At 34.1% G+C, this 26484-nt stretch carries 19 protein-coding genes and 3 pseudogenes; 14 read left to right on the top strand and 8 right to left on the bottom strand.

Annotated elements, in window-relative coordinates; all coding sequences use genetic code 11:
* Window positions 1-40: 40 nt before the first annotated feature.
* Together JR053_RS01125 and JR053_RS01120 are read right to left on the bottom strand one after the other, a co-directional pair.
* On the bottom strand, window positions 41-2032 hold the full coding sequence (locus tag JR053_RS01125; RefSeq protein ID WP_416603276.1) for a coiled-coil domain-containing protein: 1992 nt from the start codon (window positions 2030-2032) through the stop codon (window positions 41-43).
* A 41-nt stretch (window positions 2033-2073) separates the two neighbouring features.
* Complete coding sequence (locus tag JR053_RS01120; RefSeq protein WP_416603274.1) at window positions 2074-4638, bottom strand: valine--tRNA ligase; 2565 nt, start codon at window positions 4636-4638, stop codon at window positions 2074-2076.
* Between the two features lie 132 nt (window positions 4639-4770).
* Here JR053_RS01120 and tnpA point away from each other — a divergent pair.
* Window positions 4771-5197: pseudogene (gene tnpA, locus JR053_RS01115) on the top strand (IS200/IS605 family transposase).
* A 109-nt stretch (window positions 5198-5306) separates the two neighbouring features.
* Window positions 5307-5960 (top strand): hypothetical protein, encoded by a 654-nt coding sequence (locus tag JR053_RS01110; protein WP_139686450.1) that lies wholly within the window; start codon window positions 5307-5309, stop codon window positions 5958-5960.
* Between the two features lie 117 nt (window positions 5961-6077).
* Here JR053_RS01110 and JR053_RS01105 read toward each other — a convergent pair whose 3' ends face one another.
* On the bottom strand, window positions 6078-7370 hold the full coding sequence (locus tag JR053_RS01105; RefSeq protein WP_029237598.1) for a cbb3-type cytochrome c oxidase subunit I: 1293 nt from the start codon (window positions 7368-7370) through the stop codon (window positions 6078-6080).
* A 62-nt stretch (window positions 7371-7432) separates the two neighbouring features.
* Here JR053_RS01105 and JR053_RS01100 point away from each other — a divergent pair, with 62 nt between their 5' ends.
* The 5 genes and pseudogenes from JR053_RS01100 (at window position 7433) to JR053_RS01080 (ending at window position 12047) form a co-directional block, all read left to right on the top strand.
* Window positions 7433-7609: a hypothetical protein gene (locus JR053_RS01100; RefSeq protein ID WP_160141980.1), complete on the top strand. Its 177-nt coding sequence runs from the start codon at window positions 7433-7435 to the stop codon at window positions 7607-7609.
* Between the two features lie 84 nt (window positions 7610-7693).
* The gene (locus JR053_RS01095; protein WP_029237597.1) at window positions 7694-8803 is read left to right on the top strand and encodes an outer membrane protein assembly factor BamB family protein; all 1110 of its coding nucleotides are present in this window, start codon (window positions 7694-7696) and stop codon (window positions 8801-8803) included.
* A complete protein-coding gene (gene lpdA, locus JR053_RS01090; RefSeq protein WP_010401379.1) occupies window positions 8796-10175 on the top strand; it encodes a dihydrolipoyl dehydrogenase in 1380 nt (459 codons plus the stop codon). The genes JR053_RS01095 and lpdA overlap by 8 nt, the downstream gene beginning before the upstream one ends.
* 2 nt (window positions 10176-10177) lie before the next feature.
* On the top strand, window positions 10178-11098 hold the full coding sequence (locus JR053_RS01085; protein ID WP_010401376.1) for a tyrosine-type recombinase/integrase: 921 nt from the start codon (window positions 10178-10180) through the stop codon (window positions 11096-11098).
* A gap of 121 nt (window positions 11099-11219) precedes the next feature.
* A pseudogene (locus tag JR053_RS01080) lies at window positions 11220-12047 on the top strand (IS630 family transposase).
* 183 nt (window positions 12048-12230) lie between these two features.
* Here the strand turns inward: JR053_RS01080 and gatB are convergent.
* A complete protein-coding gene (gene gatB, locus JR053_RS01075; protein ID WP_010401366.1) occupies window positions 12231-13661 on the bottom strand; it encodes an Asp-tRNA(Asn)/Glu-tRNA(Gln) amidotransferase subunit GatB in 1431 nt (476 codons plus the stop codon).
* Between the two features lie 205 nt (window positions 13662-13866).
* Window positions 13867-14847, bottom strand: a complete 981-nt coding sequence (pdhA, locus tag JR053_RS01070; protein ID WP_010401363.1) for a pyruvate dehydrogenase (acetyl-transferring) E1 component subunit alpha — start codon at window positions 14845-14847, stop codon at window positions 13867-13869.
* Window positions 14848-14912: 65 nt separating this feature from the next.
* Here pdhA and hemJ point away from each other — a divergent pair, with 65 nt between their 5' ends.
* The 7 genes from hemJ (at window position 14913) to JR053_RS01035 (ending at window position 24325) form a co-directional block, all read left to right on the top strand.
* Entirely contained in the window at window positions 14913-15341 is a 429-nt protein-coding gene (gene hemJ / locus JR053_RS01065; RefSeq protein ID WP_029237596.1) for a protoporphyrinogen oxidase HemJ, read from the top strand.
* Between the two features lie 154 nt (window positions 15342-15495).
* Window positions 15496-17007: an HlyD family type I secretion periplasmic adaptor subunit gene (locus JR053_RS01060; RefSeq protein WP_010401358.1), complete on the top strand. Its 1512-nt coding sequence runs from the start codon at window positions 15496-15498 to the stop codon at window positions 17005-17007.
* Window positions 17008-17563: 556 nt separating this feature from the next.
* The gene (gene coxB, locus JR053_RS01055; RefSeq protein ID WP_010401356.1) at window positions 17564-18328 is read left to right on the top strand and encodes a cytochrome c oxidase subunit II; all 765 of its coding nucleotides are present in this window, start codon (window positions 17564-17566) and stop codon (window positions 18326-18328) included.
* Between the two features lie 15 nt (window positions 18329-18343).
* The gene (gene ctaD / locus JR053_RS01050; RefSeq protein ID WP_010401353.1) at window positions 18344-19894 is read left to right on the top strand and encodes a cytochrome c oxidase subunit I; all 1551 of its coding nucleotides are present in this window, start codon (window positions 18344-18346) and stop codon (window positions 19892-19894) included.
* Between the two features lies 1 nt (window position 19895).
* On the top strand, window positions 19896-20783 hold the full coding sequence (locus JR053_RS01045) for a heme o synthase (protein WP_010401351.1): 888 nt from the start codon (window positions 19896-19898) through the stop codon (window positions 20781-20783).
* 175 nt (window positions 20784-20958) lie between these two features.
* Window positions 20959-21396 (top strand): ribonuclease HI, encoded by a 438-nt coding sequence (gene rnhA, locus JR053_RS01040; RefSeq protein WP_010401349.1) that lies wholly within the window; start codon window positions 20959-20961, stop codon window positions 21394-21396.
* Entirely contained in the window at window positions 21389-24325 is a 2937-nt protein-coding gene (locus tag JR053_RS01035; RefSeq protein WP_353281763.1) for a YhdP family protein, read from the top strand. Before rnhA ends, JR053_RS01035 begins: the two co-directional genes overlap by 8 nt.
* Window positions 24326-24355: 30 nt before the next feature.
* On the opposite strand, the gene JR053_RS01030 is transcribed toward JR053_RS01035, so the two are convergent.
* From JR053_RS01030 to JR053_RS01020, 3 genes and pseudogenes are all read right to left on the bottom strand, one after another.
* Window positions 24356-24769, bottom strand: coding sequence for a YqaA family protein (locus JR053_RS01030; RefSeq protein ID WP_012481730.1), 414 nt, complete (start codon window positions 24767-24769; stop codon window positions 24356-24358).
* Window positions 24738-26131 (bottom strand): annotated as a pseudogene (gene cysS / locus JR053_RS01025) (cysteine--tRNA ligase). The gene JR053_RS01030 and the pseudogene cysS overlap by 32 nt, the downstream one beginning before the upstream one ends.
* Window positions 26124-26484, bottom strand: a 361-nt coding sequence (locus JR053_RS01020) for an exopolysaccharide biosynthesis protein (protein ID WP_416603265.1), incomplete at its 5' end; no start/stop codon positions are given. The gene JR053_RS01020 and the pseudogene cysS, both read right to left, overlap by 8 nt.

Here is a 26484-nt window from a genome sequence, read left to right as displayed (position 1 = left end):
TTATCTTACTTTGTTTGCTTGTCAGATCAAGTCTAAACTATTACAACATATTTGAAGAAGCAGGGCTATCATTAATTTGTTCAAATACTTCTTCAAGCATCTTTTGTATTTCTTGATCACTTTCTACACAATGCTTAATCAATTCATCAAATCTTCCGCAAATCTCTAGCATAGTACTCCTTGGCATAGTCACATTGTCTTTTTCTCCTATACTCTCTTGAAACAAACTTACCATCTCTGTTATCAAACCCGTACAATCCTTTACAAAGCTGACATAATTTTGATGAGATAATGAAGATTGATCATCTAAACGTGAAATTCCCCTTTTCATAGTAATTTTCTCAGATAGTAACTTTTCGTACTCTTCAGAACAATTTTGATCTTCTTCTTCTAGATCACTTCGCAATTTTTCAAATTCTTTTCTTCCTTGATCAAGATTTCTTTCTAATTCTTTGATCCTATTGAGATACCCAGCTTCTTTCTCTTCCAATTTCTTACATAGTTCTTCTAGATTAATCTCTTCTTGAGTTTTTTCATTTAACTTTTCTTGTAATCGTCTTTTTTCTTCTTCTGAATTACATAATCTAGATTCTAAACTAAAAACTTCCCCCTTTTCTTCTTCCAACAGCACCTCTAACTCTGCTATTTTTTTCTTTTTCTCTTCTAAGTATATTTCCAATTCTGTTATTTTTTGACTTTCTAATTCGTGTGATTGACTTTCTAATCTCTGGATTTCACCATACTTACCATCCAACTCTTTTTGAGTATCATTCAATTTTTGTTTTAATCTTTTATTTTCATTCACTGCTACAGCCACACTGTACTCTAATTGCCTTATTTGATCCTTTAGTCTTTGTACTTCAACATCTAGACCTTCAGCAAATTCTTCTAAATCTTGCTTTTCTTGCACTAATTCAGCTTTTTCTTTACTTAACTTTTGTATCTCTTTTTGCGCTTTCCTTAACTTCTCCTCTAACTTTTCCTTCTCTACTTTTCTCCTTTCAAATTCACTCTCTACCGAATCACTTAGCTGCTTGAGTTTTTGTGTTACTTCAGCCAAAACTTCATCTTTTTCCCTTACCTTTCCATTTAATTCCTCCACCTCTCTCATTTTTTGCTGTAATTGTTCTAATATAGTTTGATTATTTCCAGTTAATCTTGTATTTTCTTTTTCCAATTTATTAATTCTTTCGTTTAAGCTGTCATCTACAACTTGTGCAATTTTGTCTTGCATTTTAGTACTGCCTATTTGAGCTTCTTTGCTGCCACGCTCAATTTCTTGAGTTGTTTGAATGTTAATATTTCTATTACTATTTTCTATCACAATCTCAGATGATTTATGATTGCCTTTCTCCTTATTTCTAAATTTTATTTGATACAAGAATAAGTTACCTATTTTTACATCTTTATTTGCTTTCAATTGATCATCAGTAACACGATTACGCTCGATAAGTTCTATACCATTAGCATCAATATTAATTATAATAGTGCACTTTTTTCCGTCCTCATCACACCAATTCAGAGTCATTTCGTATGCACCATCAGTTACAACATAGTGCCTTATTCCTTCTTCAGAAACAAAACCGTGCATTCCATTTTTTCCATTGCTATGCAGAGTTGAAAATCCTGAAATTCCATTATCTTGACAGAAATTACTATTCAAAAACTCACTGACTTTGAATTTGTTTTTATTAGCTCCCAATTTAACTTCTGCACAACTACCATATATTGACACTGTTTCAACACCACTTTCAATATACCCATTCAATACTTTTTTAGCCTTATCTTGAAGCTCTGGTCTAGCTTCTTTTATATTATTGAAATCTTGGATAACGGCTTTATACACTTCATCTTCATTAAAATTGGCATTGTATTTTATTAAAAAAGATAATATGTGAAAACTAGCTACAGCAGTGTGAATTGATTTATTCTTTTCTTTTATCTTACCGAGCAAAAACAAAAACCTTTGAATGAAGTCATGATAATCATCTTTTTGTTCTTCAATTTTATTATTATATGAATTACCAATCATTATTACCTCACAACTAAATAATTAGTATAGTAATACGAATGCTAAGTTACATCAATCAATAAACTTACAGTAAATTTTCCATTCTCAGTTATAAGCTCTGCTTCTGTACTCTCAACCCATTCTATCACTTCAGCATTGCAAACTGACTGCAAATCATGCTGAGCAGAATAATTTAACTCATCCTCTTTTACACTCGCTTTTATCATCAACTTTTGTATAAGATGCTTAACTGATACGTTATTATCTGCTTTTATTTTTCTCACAAGGTTTAATATCTGCACGAAATTATCTCCCATTTCCTCAGAATACTTATCATAGGTAAGTTCTTCCTTGTTAGGCCAATTACTTTTATTGTGAACGGAGTTATAACTATACAACTGATGATATATTTCCTCTGTAATGTATGGCAAAAATGGTGCAAATAACCGCAAAATAATATTGAGTACATATGCCAAACTCTGTTTCGCACTCATGTTTGCCTCGCTGTCCAATGCATCTCCATATGCACGTTTTTTAACTAACTCTAAGTAATTATCACAAAAATCTTTCCAAAAAAATTCTTCTATTGCGCTCAAAGCTTCGCAGTATTCAAACTGTAATAGGTTGTTCGTCGTTTTTTCTATCACTTTATATAATTTGGACAATATCCACTTATCCATCGTCTCACTGATGGAATTTATGCTCAATGCTTGATGTTTTTCCATAAACATGGAAACAAATTTGCTAGCATTCCAAAGTTTCGTAACAAGTCGTTTGCCAATTTTGAAGATATTTTCAGAGTAGACTGTGTCAACTCCAAGTCTTGAGTTTGCTGCCCAATAGCGTACTACGTCAGCTCCATAGGTTTCAAGCATTACATGAGGAGTGATGATATTACCTTTTGATTTACTCATCTTTTTTTTATCATCAGCCAAACACCAACCACTAATCATGATATTTTTCCACGGCAGTGAATCTGCATGATAATGTGCCTTCAAAATCGTATAAAAAGCCCAAGTTCTTATTATCTCATGGCTTTGGCTGCGCAGATCTGCAGGAAATATCTTATTATACCGATGGCTTGGTAAACCGAGCTCACTGTTTACTGCCAGTGCACTTAGTTGAGGAGTGATCGCACTTGTTGCCCAAGTATCCATCACATCTTGATCTGGAGTAACTTCTTCTCTGCTATAGCCTTTCGGCAAACCTTTTAATGGATCTACAGGTAAATCCTTTACTTCAGCTAGAATGATTTTGCCTTCTTCTCCCTTACGTTTTGAATACCAAACTGGAAATGGTACACCAAAATAACGCTGTCTTGAGATGCACCAATCCCAACTTAGCCCTTCTATCCACACCTCCATACGTTTACGCATAGATTCTGGATGCCAACTACATTCACTCACTTTATCTAATACTTGAGTTTTTTGCTCTAAAGTCTTGACAAACCATTGATAAGTAGGTAATATTTCAAGCGGCGCACCAGATCTTTCAGCACATTTAACAGAATGAGAAATGCTAGTACTTTCTATTAAAAGTCCTTTTCCACTGAGGATTTCAATGATCCTCTTTCTTGCTTCTTTAACTTTTAGTCCATGGATCCCAGTGTCAGCTACTCGGATGACACCGGCATGTGTCTCCTCTGTCACCTGAGTAGCTTGATACTGGGCATCTTTCTCCCCTGTCATCCCAGTGCGTGACACTGGGATCCATTTTTGATCACACACTGCATGCAGGTTTATCCTTCCATCCTGATCAATTATAATTGTCACCGGCAGATTATGCTTTTGCTGCCAATATATGTCGAGCTCATCACCGAATGTACAGCACATAACAAGCCCAGTGCCTTTATCTATTTTGACCTTATCATCAGCTATTATTGGAACTTTTGCCTCTGTAATTGGCACTACGGCTATTTTTCCAATCAGATGGGCATATCGTGCATCTTCTGGATGACAAAAAACTGCAACACATGCAGGAAGTAACTCAGGTCGCGTAGTTGCAATATGAATCTGCTCATTTTTTTCAGTGAAAAAAACTATCGTGTTCAAAGATGACTCAAAGACTTTATCCTCTATTTCCGCTTGCGCAATTGCGGTTTTATCAACTGGGTCCCAAAGAATAGGTTGCATTTTCCTATATATATACCCTTTGTTATATAGATCAACAAACGACGTTTGAGAAAGTGCCACAGCTTCCTTGCTGATCGTGTGATATTCCAAACTCCAATCATAACTAATGCCGACCGATTTAAATAACTCCTTGAATTCTTGCTTTGACTTCTCAATAACTTCATGGCACATCTCTATAAATTTTTCTCTGCCAACTTCTTTTGCACTAACTTTATAGGTTTGCTCAACTAACCTTTCAGTCGGAAGGCCATTATCATCAAAACCAATTGGATAAAACACATCTTTCCCCAGCATACGTTGGAACCTTGCAATAAAATCCGTATGGCAATAGCTAAATATATGGCCGATGTGCAACTTTCCTGATATCGTTGGTGGAGGAGTGTCTATAGTAAAAGTGTTATTCTCTTCACCATTCCATTTATAAACTTTACTTCCTTCCCATAATATGTTGTATTTATTTTCAATTTCTCTAAAGCTGTATTTTTCTTCTAACATAAATATTTTTCAGTTTTAAGCTTTAAGTTAGCACAATTGAGCAAATACAGCAATTTTAATGTCTGACATTTTAGTGTCCCCCTTCGGGGATTGTCCCGCCTTGAGGCGAAGGGCAAGTTACAATAGTCGCGTATGCGACGTTATGGGTATAATGCACACTCTAAGTACGATATGAGAGTACACTTGGTATGGATTCCCAAATATCGCAAAAGGGTGCTAATAGGCCAAATTGCTGTTAGAGTTAGGGAGCTGCTAAGGCAGGTTACTATGGAAAATGAGATCCAAATTATCTCAGGCAAAGTTGCAGTAGATCATATTCATATGTTTATATCATATAAACCACAGCAAAGTGTTAGTAAAATTGTACAACTTTTGAAAGGAACAAGTTCAAGGTTGCTGATGCAAGATTTTGCAAGTCTAAGTAAGCAATTTTGGGGCAGGCACCTTTGGGCACGTGGATATTGAGCCGTAAGTTCTGACAGACGAGGTTATACAAGAGTACATATCTATCCAGGAAGGCGAGCCACTTCATGACAATGATCAATTTCAAATTGATTAAAATTTAACCCTTCACCTTGTAGGTGATGGTTGTTGAGTTTATAATACAAAATTTCTTGATTTTAGTTTTTTATGTATTACACGATAAATTTTTAGTATTGAGGTTTATTATGCCTGATTTTAAATTTTCTGATTTACAAGATCTTGTTAATGCTCTATATGATCCATACTATCTGCCCTCCAACGAAAAAATAAAACTAGCAGAATTGCTTGAGGACGTGTTGGAACTAGAAGTTAAAAAAAGCTCAGAAGATGCAATAGCTACATTGAAAGATAAAATAAGAAATGAATTAAAAAATGAAATGAAAAGTGAAATGAAACAAAAAATAAATAAACTTGAGCAGCTAGAGGCGGAAAATAAAGACTTACAAACTAAAAAGGATAGAGCTAAAGGGTTAAATAGATTCTTAGAATATGCAAGGAAGACAGCTCAGAACGAAAATATAGAATTAAAAGCTGAAAAAAATAAACTAAATACTCAAATCCAGCATTTACAGCAAGAAAAGAAAATATTAGAAGTCAAAAATGAAGCAAATAAACAACTAAAAGAAAAAGCAACATATATCGCTACTGCTAGTACTGGTCTTGCTGTTGGGTTAGTAGTGTATATTACACTTGAACATACAACTAAATTGGACATGTGGTTAATCGTTGTTATAGCAACATTATCTGCATTCTTAGCTGGTGGTTTAATAATGAAACCTAGCTCTCAAGTAAATGGAACACAAGAACCACAAGGAGTAGCAAATAAGAATTCAGTCTAGCTTGATATAGTTTTTTTCATTTCATTGCCTTTCCAAATTTGAAGCAGGTTGTTTGAGCCATAGTACAAAGTAAATATAGTAATTTTACACTAAAATTTTTAGTTTTGTTTCTGTGGGTTAGTTGGTACGAGCCTTGCCTTTAAGAAGATGTAAAATCACAATTATTACGAATAACATTCCACCAATAACTGATATAGCTCCACCCGTAATAAAACAAGCACGTGCCAACATTGATGAAATACTTGGCAGATCTGCAACTTTTCTTAATGCACCATATCCACCAAGCCAAACAAGTCCAGTAATGTGGAGAAAATGTCCCAAGCTATATGCATAAATCTGTAATCTTACTATGGAGCTTTTTATTTCTTTACAGCCCAATTTTGGTAACAGCCAGTAGACAAAATTCATAAAAGCTATAGTAATACCAACCACAGAACCGTGATAATGCGCAGGGATAGTGACATTTCCTTCAATAGTTAGCACTCCAAGCACACCTCCATAAATGAACAATACAAACGAGTGGAGAAGATAATTGCCCTTATCATTGAGCAGAGTTTTTATGTTGCAAGACACTAATATTGTTAAAAAGCACGGCAGAACTGCTCCAGCAATTCTCATATGCCAGGTAAAAAACTGTATTAATTCAGCACTATCCGCCGAATAAATAAAGTATATAAACGGCGCACCTACGGTCAAAACTGTGTTTATAAATAGTGGTAAAATGGTAATTTTATTTAGACTAATATAGCGAGCATTCAGTATGATCAAATAAACTAAAAACATTGCTTGAGCAAAGGCAAACTGCAGTAAATGTCCGCCTCCCCAAAAGAGATATTCATAAAATAAATTCTTGTCTGAGTGATATAGACCTGGAGGCATATTTTTATGTGCTAAAACAACACAAAGAAATGATGACACAAGTATAATGACCAGGCCAATTTGTCCGATTGAAAGATATGAGTCTTGTTTATTTGATATGTAGGCTAGAGCTGTATTTATCAATATGCTGGTAATGAAAAGACTGAGTCCAAGTAAAAATAATTTGTTTTGTAATACAGGTATATAGTTACTTTTGATAACTTCAGTATTTGGAACAAATGCAGATATAAACATTAGCAGCATGGAAAGGATTGAGAGAATCCATGAGAAGTTAAACCAATGATTGGTGTTTTTTAAGTTTATGATGAAGAGCAGAGATATTATAGAGCACATCCATACCAAAATTGACAAATTTACGTGTATCACCAGTGCATTATCAAAGATATATTGTGCAGAAGGAATGAGAGAAGAAATAAAAGGCAATCGTAGAAAAATAACAATTATTGACAGCAGTCCAGAACAAGCAAGAGCAAGTACTGCCAAGAATATCCATTGCCTGCAAAGTGAAGCGTTATTTTGTATGTTGAGCATTTACTTTTAGGTACTATAGCATAAGACAATGTACATTTTTCAAATTGATATGCATAGTTTAAATGAATGACATTACAACAATATCTTTCATCGTGAAAATGCTGCGTCCATTTCCATTTCATATTATGGTAATATTACTGACAGCGTTAGTCTGGGCTATCGAAATGTGTTTTAATCAATACTTGATAAAAATTATTACAGTAAGAGAATCTTTACATAATGGCATGACATTACGTTAATGCTTTTGATCCACAATTAAGAACATTTTCGTTGTGATTTACGTTTCTAGTATGTATATTAATGAATCTTGTTTTCACTAAATAATGAAAATAATAATTGTCATGATAATGTTATTGTATAGTAACTATACAATGGCAAGCGAACGAATAAGTTTAGTAGATAAAAAATTATCTCAAGGATATGTAGCTCCAATACTTACAGAAAATAGCGTTATTTTACCAGACAAGCACGGTACCTTATATTCCTTTGATATCGATAACCCAAGAGTTATAAATTGGAAATTATACCTCTCAAGTAGGAAAAAAATTGGTAATATGAGTTTATCGAGCTACAAAGAAAATGTTTTCTTTGTAGTGGATAACATTCTACACACAATAGATGCGAAAACAGGGGAGATTCAATGGGAAAAAGAATTAAGAGCTCCGGCAAGAGGGAAAGCAATAGTAATAAACAATAAGTTGGTAGTATTGACTATTGATAACTATCTACATGTATTTGATATAAAAGATGGCAGCCCCATTTGGGCTTATCAAAATGGTATAAATGAGGTTCGAGGTTTATATTCCATCTCACCAGCAGTCTCTAATGATAAAATAATGGCACCATTTTCAAATGGCGAGTTAATAGCTTTTAATGAAGAAGGTAAAAAACTATGGAGCCAAAAATTAGCTACAAATCTTTTAGACACACAGCTTACAGATGTAACTACTACACCTAGAGTACACGATAATATCTTAATAGCTATGAGCAACTCTTATATTTATAGCATTGACGTAAACTCAGGAAATATTTTATGGTCAAGGCCACTACAAGTAAAAAGTATATCAAACATTGAGTCATATTATAGCCCTCTTATTCATGCAGAGAAACAAAAAGAAGGCGGAAGAATTTTCATGGTGACTAAAGATAATAAGGTAATTGGCATCGACATACAAAGTGGAAAAACAGTTTGGACATCTGATTTTATAGAGAATGTGCAATTGTTTGTTCCAATTATGTATGCCCATACGCTTTGGGTAACAAGTAATAAAGGTTCAATATTTGCTTTTCCTGGATCTGAAAGTACAGGAAGGGTAATTAAAATACCCGGTAATGTGTTTCATGCTCCAGTATTTACCCATGGTAAGATGTATATAACGACTGAAGGAAATGGTGTTTATTCTTTAGAAAATAGGTTTGTTTTTTATGACTGATTATGATTTGATTATTATAGGTGGTGGTCCAGGTGGTTACAAATGCGCTATTGCTGCTGCAAAACTTGGACTCAAAGTTGCTTGTATAGACAAAAATAGCATTTTTGGTGGCACGTGTTTGCGAGTTGGGTGTATACCATCAAAAGCATTACTCCATTCCTCTTATCAGTATGCTAGCGCGAAAAATAATCTATCAAAACTTGGCATAAAAGTTAAGGATGTAAGTCTCGATTTGAGAGAAATGATAGGCTATAAAGACGCTAGAGTTCAGGAACTTGGAAAAGGCATAGAATATCTGTTTAACCTTTACAAAATTACTAAGATCAATGGACTTGGAAAAATTACTTCTTTTGATCAAGGCAACCTTGAAGTTTCAGTTGAAGGTAAGGTGCTGAAGACAAAAAATATAGTAATTGCAACCGGTTCTGACGTTATTTCTTTGCCAGGAATTAATATCGATGAGAAAAGTATTATTTCATCAACTGGTGCATTGTCTTTAACTGAAGTACCAAAAAAACTTGTCGTAATCGGAGCCGGGGCAATAGGGCTTGAAATGTCTTCTGTATGGAGGAGGCTAGGGTCTGAAGTCACTGTAGTAGAATTTTTTGACAGAATCGCTGCAGCAATGGATGGAGAATTAAGTAAGTCTCTACTTTCTAGTCTACAAAAACAAGGAATAAAATTTTTACTTAGCACTAAAGTTGAGGGAATAAAACAAAGTAGTAACTCTTTGAGTGTGAAAGTTTGCTCTGTAAAAGATAATCAAACAAATACTATAGAGGCGGATAAGGTATTGGTGGCAGCAGGACGCAAACCATGCTCTGAGGGTCTTGAAAAAATAGAAAAAGACAGTCGTGGCTTTATTAAAGTCAACAATAGTTATGAAACCAACGTAAAAGGAATATTTGCTATTGGTGATGTGATTGGTGGAGCAATGCTTGCTCACAAAGCTGAGGAAGAAGGGGTGGCAGTTGCAGAGATACTAGCAAGGCAATTGCCTCACGTTGATTATGAAATCATACCGTCAGTCATTTACACCCACCCTGCAGTTTCTTCAATCGGTAAAACTGAAGAAGAACTAAAAAGTGCTGGTCGAAAGTATAAAGTTGGTAAATGTCAATTTGCTGCAAACGGTAGAGCAAAAGTCACTGACGATGCTGAGGGATTCGTGAAAGTTCTGACTTGTAGCAAAGCAGATACAATACTCGGTGTACATATCATAGGAGCATACGCTGATACGCTAATCAATGAAGCAGCGGTTGCAATGGCATATGGTGCAGCAGCAGAGGATATATACAGAATTTGTCACTCTCATCCTGATATAAATGAAGCCTTTAGGGATGCGTGCATCGATGCTTTCTTTAAAAAGTAACTGTGGACCTCGGTTCAATCATTGAAAAATGGTATGATTGGCTAAAGTACAACAGGTCTTACTCACCAAACACTTTGGAGTCATACATGAGGGACCTCAAAGATCTTATAAGTTTCCTAAATACTCACATTGGTGAAGAAGTAAATGTTGGCTCTTTAGAAAAATTAAGCATACCTGAACTGAGAAGTTGGTTTACCTCTCGTTATGCAAGAGGTGTAAATGCGAGATCTAACACTCGCGCATTGTCAGTAATCAGAAATTTTTTCAAATATATAAAAAACAATTATGAAATAAATAATGAAGCGGTATTTTCTTTATCAAGGCCAATTCAGAGAAGAACTCTACCTAAAGCACTTTCAATATCTAACATAGAAACTCTATTGAAAGAAATGAAATTGCCTGATCTAGGCGAGCCTTGGGTGGTAAAAAGAGAAATTGCAATTGTCGTTCTGCTATATGGTACGGGCTTAAGAATCACTGAAGCACTGAATCTTAAGGTTAGTGATATTAGCAATGAAAGTTTAATAGTAACAGGTAAGGGAGATAAACAAAGGCAGGTATTTATTCTTCCAGTAGTAAAAAAGTGTATACAAAAATATATAAAAGCTTGTCCCCACTTTGACGAAGCGGGACATCTTTTTGTGGGGGTAAGAGGAAAAAAATTGGGAAGAACTTATGTTGCTAATCGTTTGCAAAAAATAAGAAGATTTTTAAACTTACCAGAAATTTTATCTCCACATGCATTTCGCCATAGTTTTGCTACTCATTTGCTTCAGGAAGATATTGACATAAGATCAATACAACAGCTGCTTGGCCACTCAAGCCTTGAAACTACTCAAGTTTACACTCACCTAAATTATCAAGATGTCTTCAATATGTATAAAAACTTTCAGAAGAGTTTGAATAAAAAATCGAAATCTTAACTTCGTCTTAAATCGATAATATTGCCGAACTGAGTGCTTGCAACATCATTCAGTACTGTATAGCTCTTTTCATAATAGTCCAAACGAGGTAAAATAAGGTTTTATAGTAGTGAAGGTAAGGATGCCAGCAGCATATAGTTATAAAAAAAGCAATGGAAGCACTAGAAGAAGGAGAAAGCAGGGAAACGGTGGCAGCAAGATTTAAAATTGGAAGAACTACGTTATGGGAGTGGCAGCAAAGAAGAAAAGAAACAGGAGATTTTCAGTCAAAAAAACTTGGAAATGGAGGTTATAATCACAAAATTACTGACTGGAATAAATTTACTGAATTTGCTAAAAAATATGGTGGTATCGGAAATGGCTAAGCTTTGGAGCAATGTTAGTATCCCAACGATCCATCGAGCTCTTAAAAAAATTGGACTCACACGCAAAAAAAGACATATGGATACAAAGAAAGAAACGAAGAAAAACGCGCTGAATTTTTGAAAATTATAGCAACAAAAGAACCTCAAAACTTAGTTTATATAGATGAGTCTGGCATTGATAACACCGAGTTATGGATATTGCCAGAAGGGACAGAGGTTTTATGCTCTAAAATCTGGTAAAAAAATTCAACGAATCAGTATGATTGCAGCCTTAAACGGCAGAAAAATAGTTGTTCCGTTAACATTTGAAGGCCACTGTAATATGGATATCTTTAATAAATGGTTTGAGCAGTTTCTGACACCGATTTTGAAACCTGGACAAACTGTTATCCTTGATAATGCTACTTTTCATAAGTCTAATAAGATTTGCTAAAGGAGTTGGCGCAGAAATTTTATATCTACCGCCTTATTCTCCCGATTTTAACAAAATTGAGCATCATTGGTTTGCTATAAAAAACAGAGCTAGGAAAAACATCCCTCTATTCACATCTTTTCGTCATGCTGTTGATTCCGCTTTTCTATAAGCTTTTCGGACTATTATGAAAAGAGCTATACTTGCTTTATATAAGCAATAGTGACCAGCAGAGAAGAAAGCAAAAACGTTTTGCAAAAGGTTATGAATGAAAGAGAATAGACAGCAGAATTTAAATTAGAAGCTATGTAAAGAAACAAGTCAAGCAAATAGCAAAAGATCTGGGACCGTACACCTAGGCACTCAATTTTAATTTTTCACTCAAAACCAAGTTTACGACATCAGGGCTGGCTTTTCCTTTGGTGGATTTCATGACTTCACCAACAAAGAACCCATACAATCTTGTTTTACCACCCTTATATTCTTGAACTTTATCTTGGTTGTCATTGATGATTTTATCTATTACCTCTGAGATTTGACATGTGTCAGTTATTTGCTTGAGATTCTGCTCTTCTATAATAAGGGATGCAGGCTTTCCAGTTTCAAACATAATATCAAAAACTTGTTTACCAAGTTTAGCAGAGATCGTTCCATCGACGATAAAGTCGAGGAGTTCGGATAAAGCATCTGCTTTAATTGGAGAGCTAACAATATCAATATTTGTTTTATTTAAACGACCGAAAAGCTCGACGGTTAACCAGGTAACTGCAATCTTTGAATCATGCTTTTTTGCTAATTTTTCAAAATAATCGGCAATTTCTTTATCAGAAGTGATAACGTCTGCATCATATTCATTGATACCTAATTCCTCTATGTATCGAAGTTTTTTTTGATCTGGCAACTCGGGTAAAGATGATTTAATAGAATCAATTTTGTCTTGGCTTATTTCAACAGGTAGCAAATCAGGTTCAGGGAAATATCTATAGTCACTTGAATCTTCTTTGCTTCTCATCACTTTTGTTTTTCCTAAAGTGACATCAAACAATAAGGTATCTTGACTTATTTCTCCTCCGCTTTCCAAAATTTTGATCTGCCTTTGTGCTTCATAATCTATAGCTTGTACAATATAACGTATTGAATTTAAGTTTTTTATTTCACAACGAGTGCCAAATGTGCTACTACCCTTTGGGCGAACAGAAACATTTGCATCACAGCGAAGTGACCCCTTTTCCATATCACCATCACATGAACCGATGTAACGCAAAATCTGCCTCAATTTTTTCATGAATTCTGCAGCTTCTGCAGATGAACGAAGATCTGGCTCTGAAACAATTTCCATTAAAGCAACACCTGCACGATTTAAATCTACGTAAGTTTTGCTTTCTTCATGAATACTCTTTCCTGCATCTTGCTCTAAGTGAATTCTTGCGATTCTTATTTCTTTTTCATTATTATTGATAAACACTTTACCATTTTTAACTATTGGCTCAAAGAACTGGGTTATTTGGTAACCTTGTGGTAAATCGGGATAAAAATAATTTTTACGATCAAAGTAAGAGCACTTATTAATTTCTGCAGAAAGTGCAAGACCGGTACATATTGCTTGCTCTATGCAGAAATAATTTAATATTGGCAATGTACCTGGCATTGCTGCATCAACTAGAGAAACTTGAGTATTGTGCTCAATGCCAAATTCCGTTAGTGAACTAGAAAATAGCTTTGTCTTAGAAGAAACCTGAGCGTGTACCTCAAGTCCAATTACTGTCTCCCAGTTTTCTTTTGTCATGTATTTTATTCAATTAATAACTTTATATTCTGCAAACTAGCACAAAAAGTCAAATAAAACTCATTTAACCTATGATCCAAGAGCGGTGTATATCAATAATATAAGAGTTACTACAGTTTCTATTGACTAGGCTGTTATATAATAAAGTTAAGTGCTGCCAAAAAATATCTATAGTAGGCCAAAACATAATTTTGATGGCAACTGATTAGCTAACAAATTTATAAACATCAGTATATAGTTCATCAATGCCTGGCTCTTTACTATTTTTAGCAAAATCTTCTGACTTTTTTACTAAATCTCGTATTTCCTTATCAATAGCTTTGCATTCTTCATCAGAAGCGATTTTATTGTCTGTTATATACTGCTTTAGGGTGCTTATAGGATCATGATTTTGCTTCATATCTTCAACTTCTTCTTTTGAGCGATAAGTAGCAGGATCTGACATTGAATGTCCACGATATCGATATGTCTTCATTTCAAGCAAGAGAGGTCCTTTTCCCCCACGTACGTGCTCAGCTATTTCACTTGTTAACTCATAGACAGAGAAAAAATCCATTCCATCAACTTGTTTTCCAGGAATACCAAAACTCTCTCCTCTTTTATATAGTTCAGTTACTAAAGTTGATCTTTGTACAGAAGTTCCCATTGCGTATTCGTTATTTTCTATGATATAAACCACAGGTAACTTCCACAAAGATGCCATATTAAATGATTCATATACTTGTCCTTGATTTGCAGCACCGTCACCAAAATATGTGAATACAACGTTATCTTTTTTCTTGTATTTATTAGCAAATGCTATTCCTGTGCCAATTGGGACTTGTGCACCTACTATTCCATGTCCACCAAAGAAATTTTTTTCAACATCAAATATGTGCATGGAGCCACCTTTGCCTTTTGAACACCCTGTTTCTTTGCCGGTTAGTTCTGCCATCACAACATTCGGATCAGAATTACATGCAAGCATTAAGCCATGGTCTCTATAGCTTGTGATAAAAGCATCACCAGATTTTGATGCAGCTTGAGTCCCAACTGCAACTGCTTCTTGCCCTATTGATAAGTGACAGAATCCGCCTATTAATCCCATTCCGTATAATTGTCCTGCTTTTTCCTCAAATCTGCGTATGAGAAGCATTTTTCTGTAGAATCCAATCACCTGTTCTTTAGTGAAATTTTCTGCTTTCATATTGACTTTCTTTTATTAAATTGAGATCATACCAGAAATTTTTAACATTTTATAATACTATCTATATGGACTACTATCACTGGCTTGAAGCTTTTCACGTTATCTCTGTAATTATGTGGGTGGCAGGTATGCTCTATTTGCCAAGGCTTTATGTTTACCATGCATCTGTAAAACCAGGGTCAGAAAATGACAGCTTACTTCAAATAATGGAGAAGAGACTCCTTAGATATATCATAAACCCTGCAATGCTTTTCTCCCTTAGTTTTGGAATTATGCTAATGATTATTAGGGAACCATATCACGAAGGGTGGTTTCATGTAAAAGCGCTAGCATTATTCTTAATGTTTGCTATTCATGTCCTACTTGCAAAGCATAGGAAAAATTTTGTAATGGGCTTGAATAAGAAAACTCACGTTTATTTTCGTGTTTTAAACGAAGCAGTAACAGTGTTAATAATAATTATAGTTATTATGGTTATTGTAAAACCTTTTTGATTTTCTAGCCTAATGCTGAACCATTCAATAGAGTATAAGAATTGTTACTAAATAGTTTATTCTGATGTTCCATAGTCTAAGTAGAGTACTTAAGATATAGATTCTTTGTTTTTGTGTGTTATCCTGATTAACAAGAATTCGCAGTAGTATTATAATGAGTAAGTTAAAAAAGCTTAGTGCTAGACTTTCTTTGACAGGCCTGATTGGTAGTGATGATATAGATATGCAAAGGGCAGGAAATAGAAAGAAGAAATATCAATTTTTGGATAAGACGTTCGCATGGATTGATGCGATGATAAATTTTATTTTTAAACGTGAGAGTAATAACGCAAATGAAGTCCTAAAAGTCACATGGGGACCACTATTTTTTGGTTTAGTGGTGATATTCATCTTTTTTGGAATAGGTGGTATTTGGTCGGCTATAGCTCCAATTGACGGAGCAGTGCATGCAAGTGGAGAAGTTATTGTCTCTTCAAATAGAAAAATAGTGCAACACTTGGGTGGGGGAATAATAAGCAAAATTTTAGTAAAAGAAGGTCAAACAGTTAAAAAAGATGAGCCTTTAGTTTTATTAAGTGATGTTAACGAAAAGGCAAATTTGAGTATAATTAAAGAAAAACTCTTATCACTTTTGGCAACTGAAGCAAGACTTATTGCAATTAGGGGAGACTTAGATACGCTAGAATTTTCTGATGAGGTTAAAAGATTATCTAACGATGAACTTGTAAATAAAGCGATAAAGAATCAGGTAAAGTTGTTCAACTCTCAGAGAAAGAGTATATTAGGAAAAACTGACATACTGCAACAACGTATAAAGCAGTTAAATGATGAATTAGCAGGGCTAAATTTTCAACTAAATGCAGCCCATAAGCAATATGACTTGATAACTGAGGAGTTAGAAACAAAAAGACAATTACTTGATAGGGGCCATATAAGCAAACCACACATTTTAGCTTTAGAAAAACAGTTTGCTGAAATTGAGGGTAGAGTTGGACATTACCGTTCTGCAATATCTCAAGTACAGCAAAAGATTGGAGAAAATGAGTTAGAGATTATAAATGTGAAGAATGATGCTCAAGAAAGAGCAAATGCTGAGCTTAAGGAAGTCAATACATCTATTGCAGACTTAAAAGAGAGGCTGATGGTTGCTGAAGATTCGTTAGCACGTACAATAATTAAATCACCTCAAGATGGTATAGTTACAGATATAAGATACCACACTGAAGGTGGTGTTATACAATCTGGAGTTCCAATCATGAGTATAGTACCATCAGATGATGATCTAATAATAGATGCTAAAGTTCTAACCAGAAACATAGAAGAGATACTGTCAGCAAAAAAGAAAGATAGCAATATAGTCTCTATCGACGGACTAGAAGGGCTAAAAGTTAAAGTAAGGCTGAGCGCTTATAGTGCACGTCGCTTAAGTTTAATTAACGGTATAGTAAACCATATTTCCCCTGATGCTCTTGATGATCCAAGGATGGGGCGTTATTATTCAGTGCGAGTGGTGATACCAAAATCAGAACTTGCTCAATTTAAAAACGTATACCTATATCCTGGTATGCCAGCAGAAGTATATATAGTTACTCAATCCCGCACTCTTTTATCGTTCTTGTTTACACCTATAATTGCAACATTCGATAGATCTTTCATAGAGAGATAATTTATTTTGCTTTTCTAAAAAATTTGTTTACAGAGTTTGATATGCAAAAAAATTTACACACAAGTAGTGTATTATTTTATAATTATTTTCTATAATATGTAAATCTTTGATTTAAGATGCAAATGCTAACGTAAACATTAAAGGTTAATTAGTAAACTCAGCTGTATAATAGAATTAAAGGAATTAGTAAGATTTTTACCTTAATGAATTATAAATAGGCAAACTTACCTAAAGTTTAATAGTGTCTGTTACTGCTTTTAGGTGTGAGGCTAGAGGGTTATTAGCAATAACAGACACTATTAAACTTATTATAGAACTTCCTTAAAGTAAATACTTAACTTAAAATATTATAATATTTTAACTTAAAATAGATTCATGTAAATGCTTTTTCCTCAAGTTAGTATCGTATTAGTATATTTATTAAATGCTAAAAAAACATTAATCATCATTTACTTTTGATTCAATATTTAGCAAAACACTTGTGTACATTCTATAATCTCTGTTTGCATAGTAAGTGTATATATATTATTATACAGTTAGTTTTACAGCAAAAAATATGGTGAAGTTATTTGCATTATTGATAATGTTTTACTCAAACATATCAATTGCTTCTGCTCCTACTTCTTGGCAATTTGGATTTCCTGCGCCTGCAACTGAGATAATGGAGGCTGTAGTTAAGTCACATTCGTTTGTGATGAGTGTAATGATTGCAATTATGCTTTTTGTATGGGCCCTGCTTGCTTATGTAGTATTTCGCTTTCGTAAGGGCAAAGTGAAAAATGTCAGTAAAATAACTCATAATATCTTTGTAGAAATTATCTGGTTTGTTATACCAACGATTATTGTTGGGGTATTGGCTTTTAAAAATGCTGAATTAATTAAACTACAGGAGAAAGTGCCAAAAGCTGACATAACACTAAAAGTTATTGGTCATCAATGGTATTGGAGTTACCAGTACCCAGAATATCAAGGTATTTCATTTGACAGCTATATAAAAGGAAAAGAAGACTTTACCGAAAGAGATTTAAAACTATTCTCTGTTGATAATAACGTTATTTTACCTATCAATACTAATATTCGTTTACAAGTGACAGCAGGAGATGTAATACATAGCTGGGGAATACCGGCTTTTGGTATAAAAATTGATGCAATACCAGGTAGGCTGAGTGAAGCATGGTTTAACGTTACAAAGCCCGGTATTTATTATGGGCAATGTTATGAACTATGTGGTCAAGGTCATGGATTTATGCCAATTGTTGTTGAAGCAGTGAGTAAAGAAGATTTTAATAAGTGGATTGAAGATAAAAAATTAGTAAGTTAAGTTTGGAGTATAGATATGAGTGATGTACCAAAAGGTATAAGACGTTGGCTGTTTTCTACTAATCACAAAGATATAGGGACACTATACATTATTTTTTCCATATTAGCTGGAATTATTGGTGGATTATTATCGGTAATTATTCGTACTCAGCTAATGCACATTAATATACTTAACAATAATTACCAGCTATATAACGTAATGATTACAGGGCATGCGGTAATAATGGTGTTTTTTATGATAATGCCAGCCTTAATGGGAGGATTTGGTAATTGGTTCGTACCTCTCATGATTGGTGCACCAGATATGGCATTTCCTCGTATGAATAATTTAAGTTTTTGGTTGTTAGTTTCATCTTTTATTTTGCTTATCCTCTCGGTATTTGCTGGCGAAGGTCCTGGAACAGGATGGACTTTATACCCACCTTTGTCGCAAATTATGTCCCACCCAAGTGCAGGAGTTGATCTTGCTATACTTGCACTTCATATTGCTGGTATGTCATCAATTGTTGGGGCGATCAACTTTATAGTTACCATATTCAATATGCGTGCAAAAGGTATGTCACTAACTAAGATACCACTATTTGTTTGGTCTATTTTACTCACGTCATTTATGTTAATTGTTGCCTTACCGGTACTTGCTGGTGCTATAACTATGCTGCTCACTGATCGTAATATAGGTACCTCCTTTTTTGATCCTGCTGGTGGTGGTGATCCTGTGTTATTTCAACATCTGTTTTGGTTTTTTGGTCATCCAGAAGTTTACATAATTATTTTTCCTGCATTTGGTATCATCAGTCAGATTGTGTCAACTTTTTCTCATAGGCCAGTATTTGGTTATATGGGAATGGTTTATGCCATGCTAGGAATAGCAACGTTTGGCTTCATGGTTTGGGCTCACCATATGTTTACTGTTGGGCTTAGCGAGGATGCTGCTATATTTTTTAGCACTAGCACAATTTTCATTGGTGTTATAACTGGTGTAAAAGTCTTTAGTTGGATTGCAACTATGTGGGGTGGAGCGATTGAATTGAAGACACCAATGCTGTTTGCATTAGGTTTTATTTTCATGTTTGTTGGAGGTGGTATAACCGGAATAATTCTTTCTCACGGTGGAATAGATAAGCTTTTGCACGATACCTATTATGTCGTTGCTCACTTTCACTATGTCATGTCGCTTGCTGCATTATTTGGAGCTTTCGCCGGTTTTTATTATTGGATAGGCAAAATGTCAGGTAAGCAATATAACGAGTGTTTAGGAAAGATACACTTTTGGCTCACTTTTATTAGCACCAATGTCACTTTCTTACCCCAGCATTTCCTGGGATTAGCAGGTATGCCAAGGCGTATACCTGATTATCCCGACGCGTTTATCCCTTGGAATTATATATCCTCAATTGGCTCATATATGTCCTTTCTTTCAGTTATGTTTTTTGTATTTATAGTTATACATCTCTTTAAGTGGGGCAAAAAAACTGGAGATAATCCTTGGGAAGGTGACACTTTAGAATGGACGGTATCTTCACCACCGCCTTTTCATACTTTTGAAAAACCACCAGTGATAAAATAGAATGTACACAAGTGTTTTGCTAAATGTTGAATCAACAATACTGGATTTTTGGCATTTGCTGAAGCCAAGGATAATGTACCTTGTAGTGTTTACTGCAATTGCTGGAATGGTTGCTGCACCAGGTAGCATTCATCCTTTCCTTGCACTAATATCTCTTATGTGCATTGCTCTTGGTTCAGGATCTGCAGGTGCAATAAATATGTGGTATGACAGAGATATAGACTTGCTTATGGAGAGAACAAAAAACCGCCCTATACCTTCAGGTAGAGTTTCTGCAGAAAGCGCGCTTGAATTTGGCATAACTCTTGGAATATTGTCAGTATTTATCATGGCAATAGCAGTGAACTATGTTTCTGCTGCTTTGCTTGCAATTAGCATATTATTTTATGTTTTTGTGTATACAATTTGGCTCAAAAGGCGTACTCCGCAGAATATTGTTATTGGTGGTGCAGCAGGTGCTTTTCCTCCAATGATTGGCTGGGCGGTTGTAACTGACTCTGTAAGCTGGGAAAGTTGTATTCTATTTTTAATAATTTTTATGTGGACTCCACCACATTTTTGGGCTCTATCCTTAAATAGATCTGAAGATTATACAAAAGCATCGATTCCAATGTTCAATATCGTTTATGGTCCAGAAAAAACGAGGAAATATATATTAATCTATAGCGTGTTACTCGTATTAACTAGCTTACTTCCAGCACTATTTTTGAAAAAGGCTCTATTTTACCTCAGTATGGCAATTATTGAAGGGTGTGTTTTTATTTGGTTTGCTGCATCCGTTATAAGGCTTAAGAGTCATAGCTCGCAGAAAAAAATGTTTTCTTATTCGATTTCTTATCTATTTTCTCTGTTTGCCAGCGTTATTTACTGCTCTATTGATTTGTTTTAACCATGAAAGAACATAAAAACTATCTTTTACTTTCTCTTCTAATAATGCTCGTTGTAGCACTTTTTTTTGTTTCCATAATAAAATTTAAAGGTGCGGCTTAAATTGCCTCTATATCTATAAAAATTGTGATTTTATAGAAGCAACGATATACTTTATTAATTCACTACAGTTAAAGATGAAGAAAAAGGAAGTGACAATATACACAGATGGAGCATGCTCTGGTAACCCAGGGACAGGAGGGTGGGCAGCAATCATATTATTTCAAAATCATAGAAAGAACATCTGTGGTAGAGAAGAAAATACTACAAATAATAAAATGGAGTTAACAGCAGTGATCAATGGACTGAAGGTATTAAAATTTCCTTGTAATATCAGTTTGTATACGGATAGCCTCTATATTAAATACGGTATAACAGAATGGATAAATAAGTGGAAAATGAACGGCTGGAAGACAAGTAATAAGAAGTCAGTAAAAAATATAGAATTATGGAAAGAATTAGACGATGTTGCTTTGCAACATGAGATTAACTGGAAGTGGGTGAAAGCGCATAATGGTGATAAATACAATGAAGAAGCCGACAGCTTAGCAAGAAAAGCAATAATCGATGCTTAAAAAAATAGCTCTATCATTTTCTATAATTTTATTATTTATATTCTGCTTCTTTATCCCTTTTAAAGGGGAAGGTCCTTTAGAAATCAATATTAGTTATATTAATTTTTATATAAAGAAAAAAATATTAAAGATATTTACCAATTCGGATGTCAGCATGGAGAGTACCTCGGTTATTTGGCAGAAAGATGGCAAGCTAGTCATTACAGATTTAAAAATAACAAATCCTGACTTTACCATAGAAGTTCCTGAGCTTTTCGTACACTTTAAGTTAAGTTCCAAAAAGTTCTCTCAGGTTTTAGCTGGTAATGTACACATATATATCAAGAAGGAAGAGACCAGAGGAATAACAACATCTGTAATGACAGATAAGATGAGTAGTACAAAAAATCTGCTGAAGACAATAAGAAAAATTTTTTTCTACTTAAATGCAGACTCAAGGATTGAAATTACTAACATTGCTGTCAATAAAAGCACGGAAGGTGAATTCTTCATTGATAAAGTATATGTAGGAAAGGAGGAAAATTTTAATGTTTTGGATATTCGTGTTCATACAAAAGATAAAAAGGGGATTCTAGATGATTTATCTATTATGATAAAAAATCGCAATAATTTGTTAAATTTGTATGGAACATTTTATAACCTAAAGTTGGGGCTATTTAACGAGTTTTCCACACTAGTTAAAAGTTACAATTTGGACAAAGAAATAGGGTTCAAAGGGAACTTCTCAATGAGAATTAATGGAAAGGATGAAGTTATGGATGGAAACATATACGTGTTAAATACAGAGAGTCACTCAGGTAAAAACTTAGCCTTGACTAATGTAAATGTAAATTTGACATATAGTGATGAAATCATTAGCGTAAAAAACTTTCATTTTAAGTTAAATGATACTTACCTTTCTTTGATTGGCAAAATGAACTTTGGCACAAATCATGCTTTGCTTAGAGTTAATATTAGTAAACTTGTTGCAAAAGATTTATGTACTTATGTACCAGATGGTCTAGTGAACAATGAATTTAGAAAGTGGTATTGTAATAATATTGATGGGAATATTATAAATACAATTATAAGTTTTAACGGTAAAATCGATAGTTTAATAAATGATGATCTGTCAGGTATTGTAATTGTTGCTGATATAGAAAATGGCAGCGTTCAATTTGATGAGGATTTTGAACGAGTGGAGAAGTTGAACGGTGAGTTAACTCTCAAGGATAACAATCTCAAAATTATTGTAAATAGAGCTAAGTTTCAGAATTTTACTATCAATAGTGGTCATATTGAAATGAACTCTCTCAATAAAGAAGATTCTGTTCTTACCATTAATGGTCAGGCTGTAAGTGATGCTTATGGGTTATATGAGCCTATAAGATTTAAGCTGGATGATGTGGTAAAACTTGAAAGAGATAAAGTAGGTGGAATAGCAAAGTCTGTATTCAATTTTCGCATTTTTAATCTAAACTCTAGTGATAAAAAAGTAGATTTTTCGGCCAAATTTCATTCTGAAATTGATAATTTGGTGGTGTATAATGGAAGTTTTGGTAAGTATGATATTAAGCTCGATTTTGGGAGTGACTTTATAGATTTAAATGGTAGTGGTATGGTGAATAATACACAGCTTCTATTTGACCTCAAAAGTAGCAATAAAAATGAAAATTTTGCCTGGAGTTTGACTGGAGATTTACCTGCTCAAATACTTAATTTCGGTGATGGTTATATCAATGCAAATATAGAGTCAGTAATGTATCAAGACAAAACAGGGTACGTTAATGGTAATATAGATTTATCAGAGCTCGAGTTGCGTTCAAGCTACTTAGGGTGGAAAAACCATTTTGAAGATCACAATGAAGTTTTATTTTCTACAAGGCTAAAAGGAGTAGGTGAGTTGCTAATAGACAAACTAGACGTTGTAGGAAATGATCTAGACATAAAATTTAGCGGAAGAGTAGAAAATGGAAATCTATATTTAAATTCTAGCAACTTTAAATTACCTGATAATAATTTTAGTATAGAAATTGAATCAGGTAAGGAGAAAAATGCCATAACTATTCACGGTGAGAAAATCAACTTAAGTGATGTGTTAGGTTTACTTGGCAAAGATAGTAATCGATTAAATAACAAAATAGAAGTTACTATGAATGTTGATAATATAATTATGAAAGAAGGAATTATCATAAAAGATGCTAAGCTAAATGTAACTTGTGCTAAAGGTGATTGTAGTGGAAGTCAATTCACAGGACAGTTTTTAGAAGATAACAGTAATATACTAGTAGAACATAGTGAAATAGGGCTTGAAATATATTCGGATAATTCAGGTATGCTTTTGCGTTCTTTAGGTATTGGTAAATCAGTTAAAAATGGCAAATTATCTCTTTATCTATCTTCTAAGAGAGAAAATGGAGAACATTATGGTATGTTATCTATCAGCAATTTCTATATCAAAGATGCTCCACTGCTTACCACTTTATTATCAATGTCTTCACTGCCTGGTATTGTAAATGCTATAAAGAACGAAGGTGTACATTTTTATAAGTGTAATGCACCTTTTTCATATAAAGATGGCACTGTTGAAATTGAAGAATCTTGGCTTGAAGGAGCGGAACTAGGCATTAGCACTAGTGGTACGCTCGATATTAAGGGTTATAAATTCCAGGTTGAAGGACAAGTAATACCGGCATACTCAATTAACAAATCTTTGTTGAAAATCCCTATAATCGGAAAACTTCTGACTGGTGGGAAGAGTAGGGGGATTATTTCAATAGACTACAAAGCAAATGGTGATGATAAAAACAACAACGTATCTGTTAATCCTATCTCTTCGCTAACCCCAAGCTTACTTAAGAGGTTATTAGGAGTATTTGATCGTATTATGACAAAAACTAATAAAAGCATTTTAAAAGGTAGTTTGAAGAAGAAATTTAGCTCAATATGACCAGAAGAAAAGTTGTTTATTGATGTTTAGTTAGATGGTAAACGTTAGATACAACAAACAGAGGAAGTTAGATAAAATAATTAAGGGAACAAGAATATAAAGGTTTAACTTGAAGTAACCGGATAAAATCTGAGTCACACTTCCAAGTGCTGGTACCCACGAAAGCAATGCAACTGCACAAATCAGTAGGTGCCTTACAATTTTTGGTGTTTTGTCTTCATTCTCTAATTTGTGATGTGATCTTCTGATAAAAATTGTTATTCTACCTAAATACCAGTTAGCTATTCCACCAAGACTGGATCCTAATACTCCAAAAAGTAATATAAGTAGTTGATCGTAGTTTGACCTAAAGCATAACATAGTGTAAAGTACAAAACCTTGATGTATGGGTAAGATAAGCGATGATACTAGGCTATCTATAAACAATAGGAGATAATTTTCCATACCAAGTTGTTGTACCATCTTCGTTGTCAGAAATTGTAACCCCCATTTGTTTCAATTGCTCTCTTATTTTGTCTGCAGTATCATAATCTTTATTTTGTTTTGCTACTTTTCTTAAGTCTATCAACCTTTCTATTTCTTGATGACTCACACCACTTGCAAACCACTCTTGATAACTTGACTCAAGAATACCAATGAACCTTGCGCTTTTAACAAACTTCTTAGTTAATTTGAGCCTCTCACATTCATTACTTGTCTTATTGATTTCTGTAGCCATTTCATGCAATATGGCTACAGCTTCAGGAATGTTTAAATCGTTTTTCAAAGCCTCTATAAAATCTTTAGAGACTTCTGCATCACTTTCCTCAATACATGTACTACGTAATAACCGATAAAACTTGTTTAAAGTTTCTTGCGACTCAGAGATAACATTTTCTGTCCAATCAAGTGGTTTTCTGTAGTGAGTTTTAAGCAGCGCATAACGTATTACTTCACCCTTTATTCCACTATCTAACAAATCCCTTACTTTGACTATATTAAATAAGGATTTGCTCATTTTCTCTTCATTTACCGTAAGAAACCCGTTGTGTACCCAATATTTTGCAAACGTTGACTCAGCAAATGCAGATTTACTCTGTGCAATTTCATTCTCATGATGAGGAAATTGCAAGTCTATACCCCCACCGTGAATGTCAAAATCTTTGCCAAGGTAAGCATATGACATTGCTGAACATTCTATATGCCACCCTGGTCTTCCCTCTCCCCATGGACTATTCCAGTGACTTGAAAGTTTATAGTCAGTTTCGTTTGCAGGTTTCCAAAGTACGAAGTCTCCTGGGTGTTTTTTATTTTCACCAACTTCAACTCTACTACCGTAGTTTAATTCATCAATTTTTTTTCCTGATAAAACGCCGTATTCAGGGTAAGATTCTACACTAAAATATACATGTTTATTGGATTCATAAGCATGACCAGCTTGCAGCAAAGACTCAATTAACTTGATAATGTTATCTATGTTTTCCGTTGCTTTTGGTTCATATGTTGGTTCTGCACAATTTATGCTTTCCATGTCTTCATGAAAAGTTTTAGTGTAATATTTGCTAATGCTTTCTATATTACTATTTTTCTCATTTGCTGCATTGATTATCTTGTCATCGATGTCGGTTATATTACGCACATAAGTAACTTTTCCATAACAAAATTTAAGCAGTCGAAATAATACGTCGTAAACAACAATAGAACGTGCATTACCTATATGTGCTGTATCATATACTGTTGGCCCACAAACGTACATTTTTATATGATCTTTATCGATCGGTGTAAAGGGCTCTTTTTTTTTGTTAAAGTGTTGTAAAGCTTAACCATATACAAAGCTTTTTAGAAAAGAAAATGCTCCAAATATAAGCTGTGGTCCTTTAACTATTACGACAAGAGTAAGTAATAACCCACACAATGATACTAATACTCCCATTATAGAGAGAAATCCATCTTTGCTCATGATACCCAGTGAAATGAGAGTTGTACCAATTGCAGGAATGAAGTTAGTTAAAGGAAGTGGGATTGCTATCGATAATGCACAAAGCAGCATTATAAATGCTAAAATATTTTCACCAGGACCACGAAAAATGAAAGACATTCTTGGTTTCATGAACTTTTCTATTTTTTTTAATGTAGGTGAAGTTTTCTCTACCACGAGAGCTAGTGTTGAACGTTGAAAA

Source organism: Wolbachia endosymbiont of Nasonia vitripennis, assembly GCF_048054115.1.
Lineage (GTDB): Bacteria > Pseudomonadota > Alphaproteobacteria > Rickettsiales > Anaplasmataceae > Wolbachia.
Note: the sequence above shows the minus strand (reverse complement) of the source record. Positions and strands in the feature narration are given on the sequence as shown.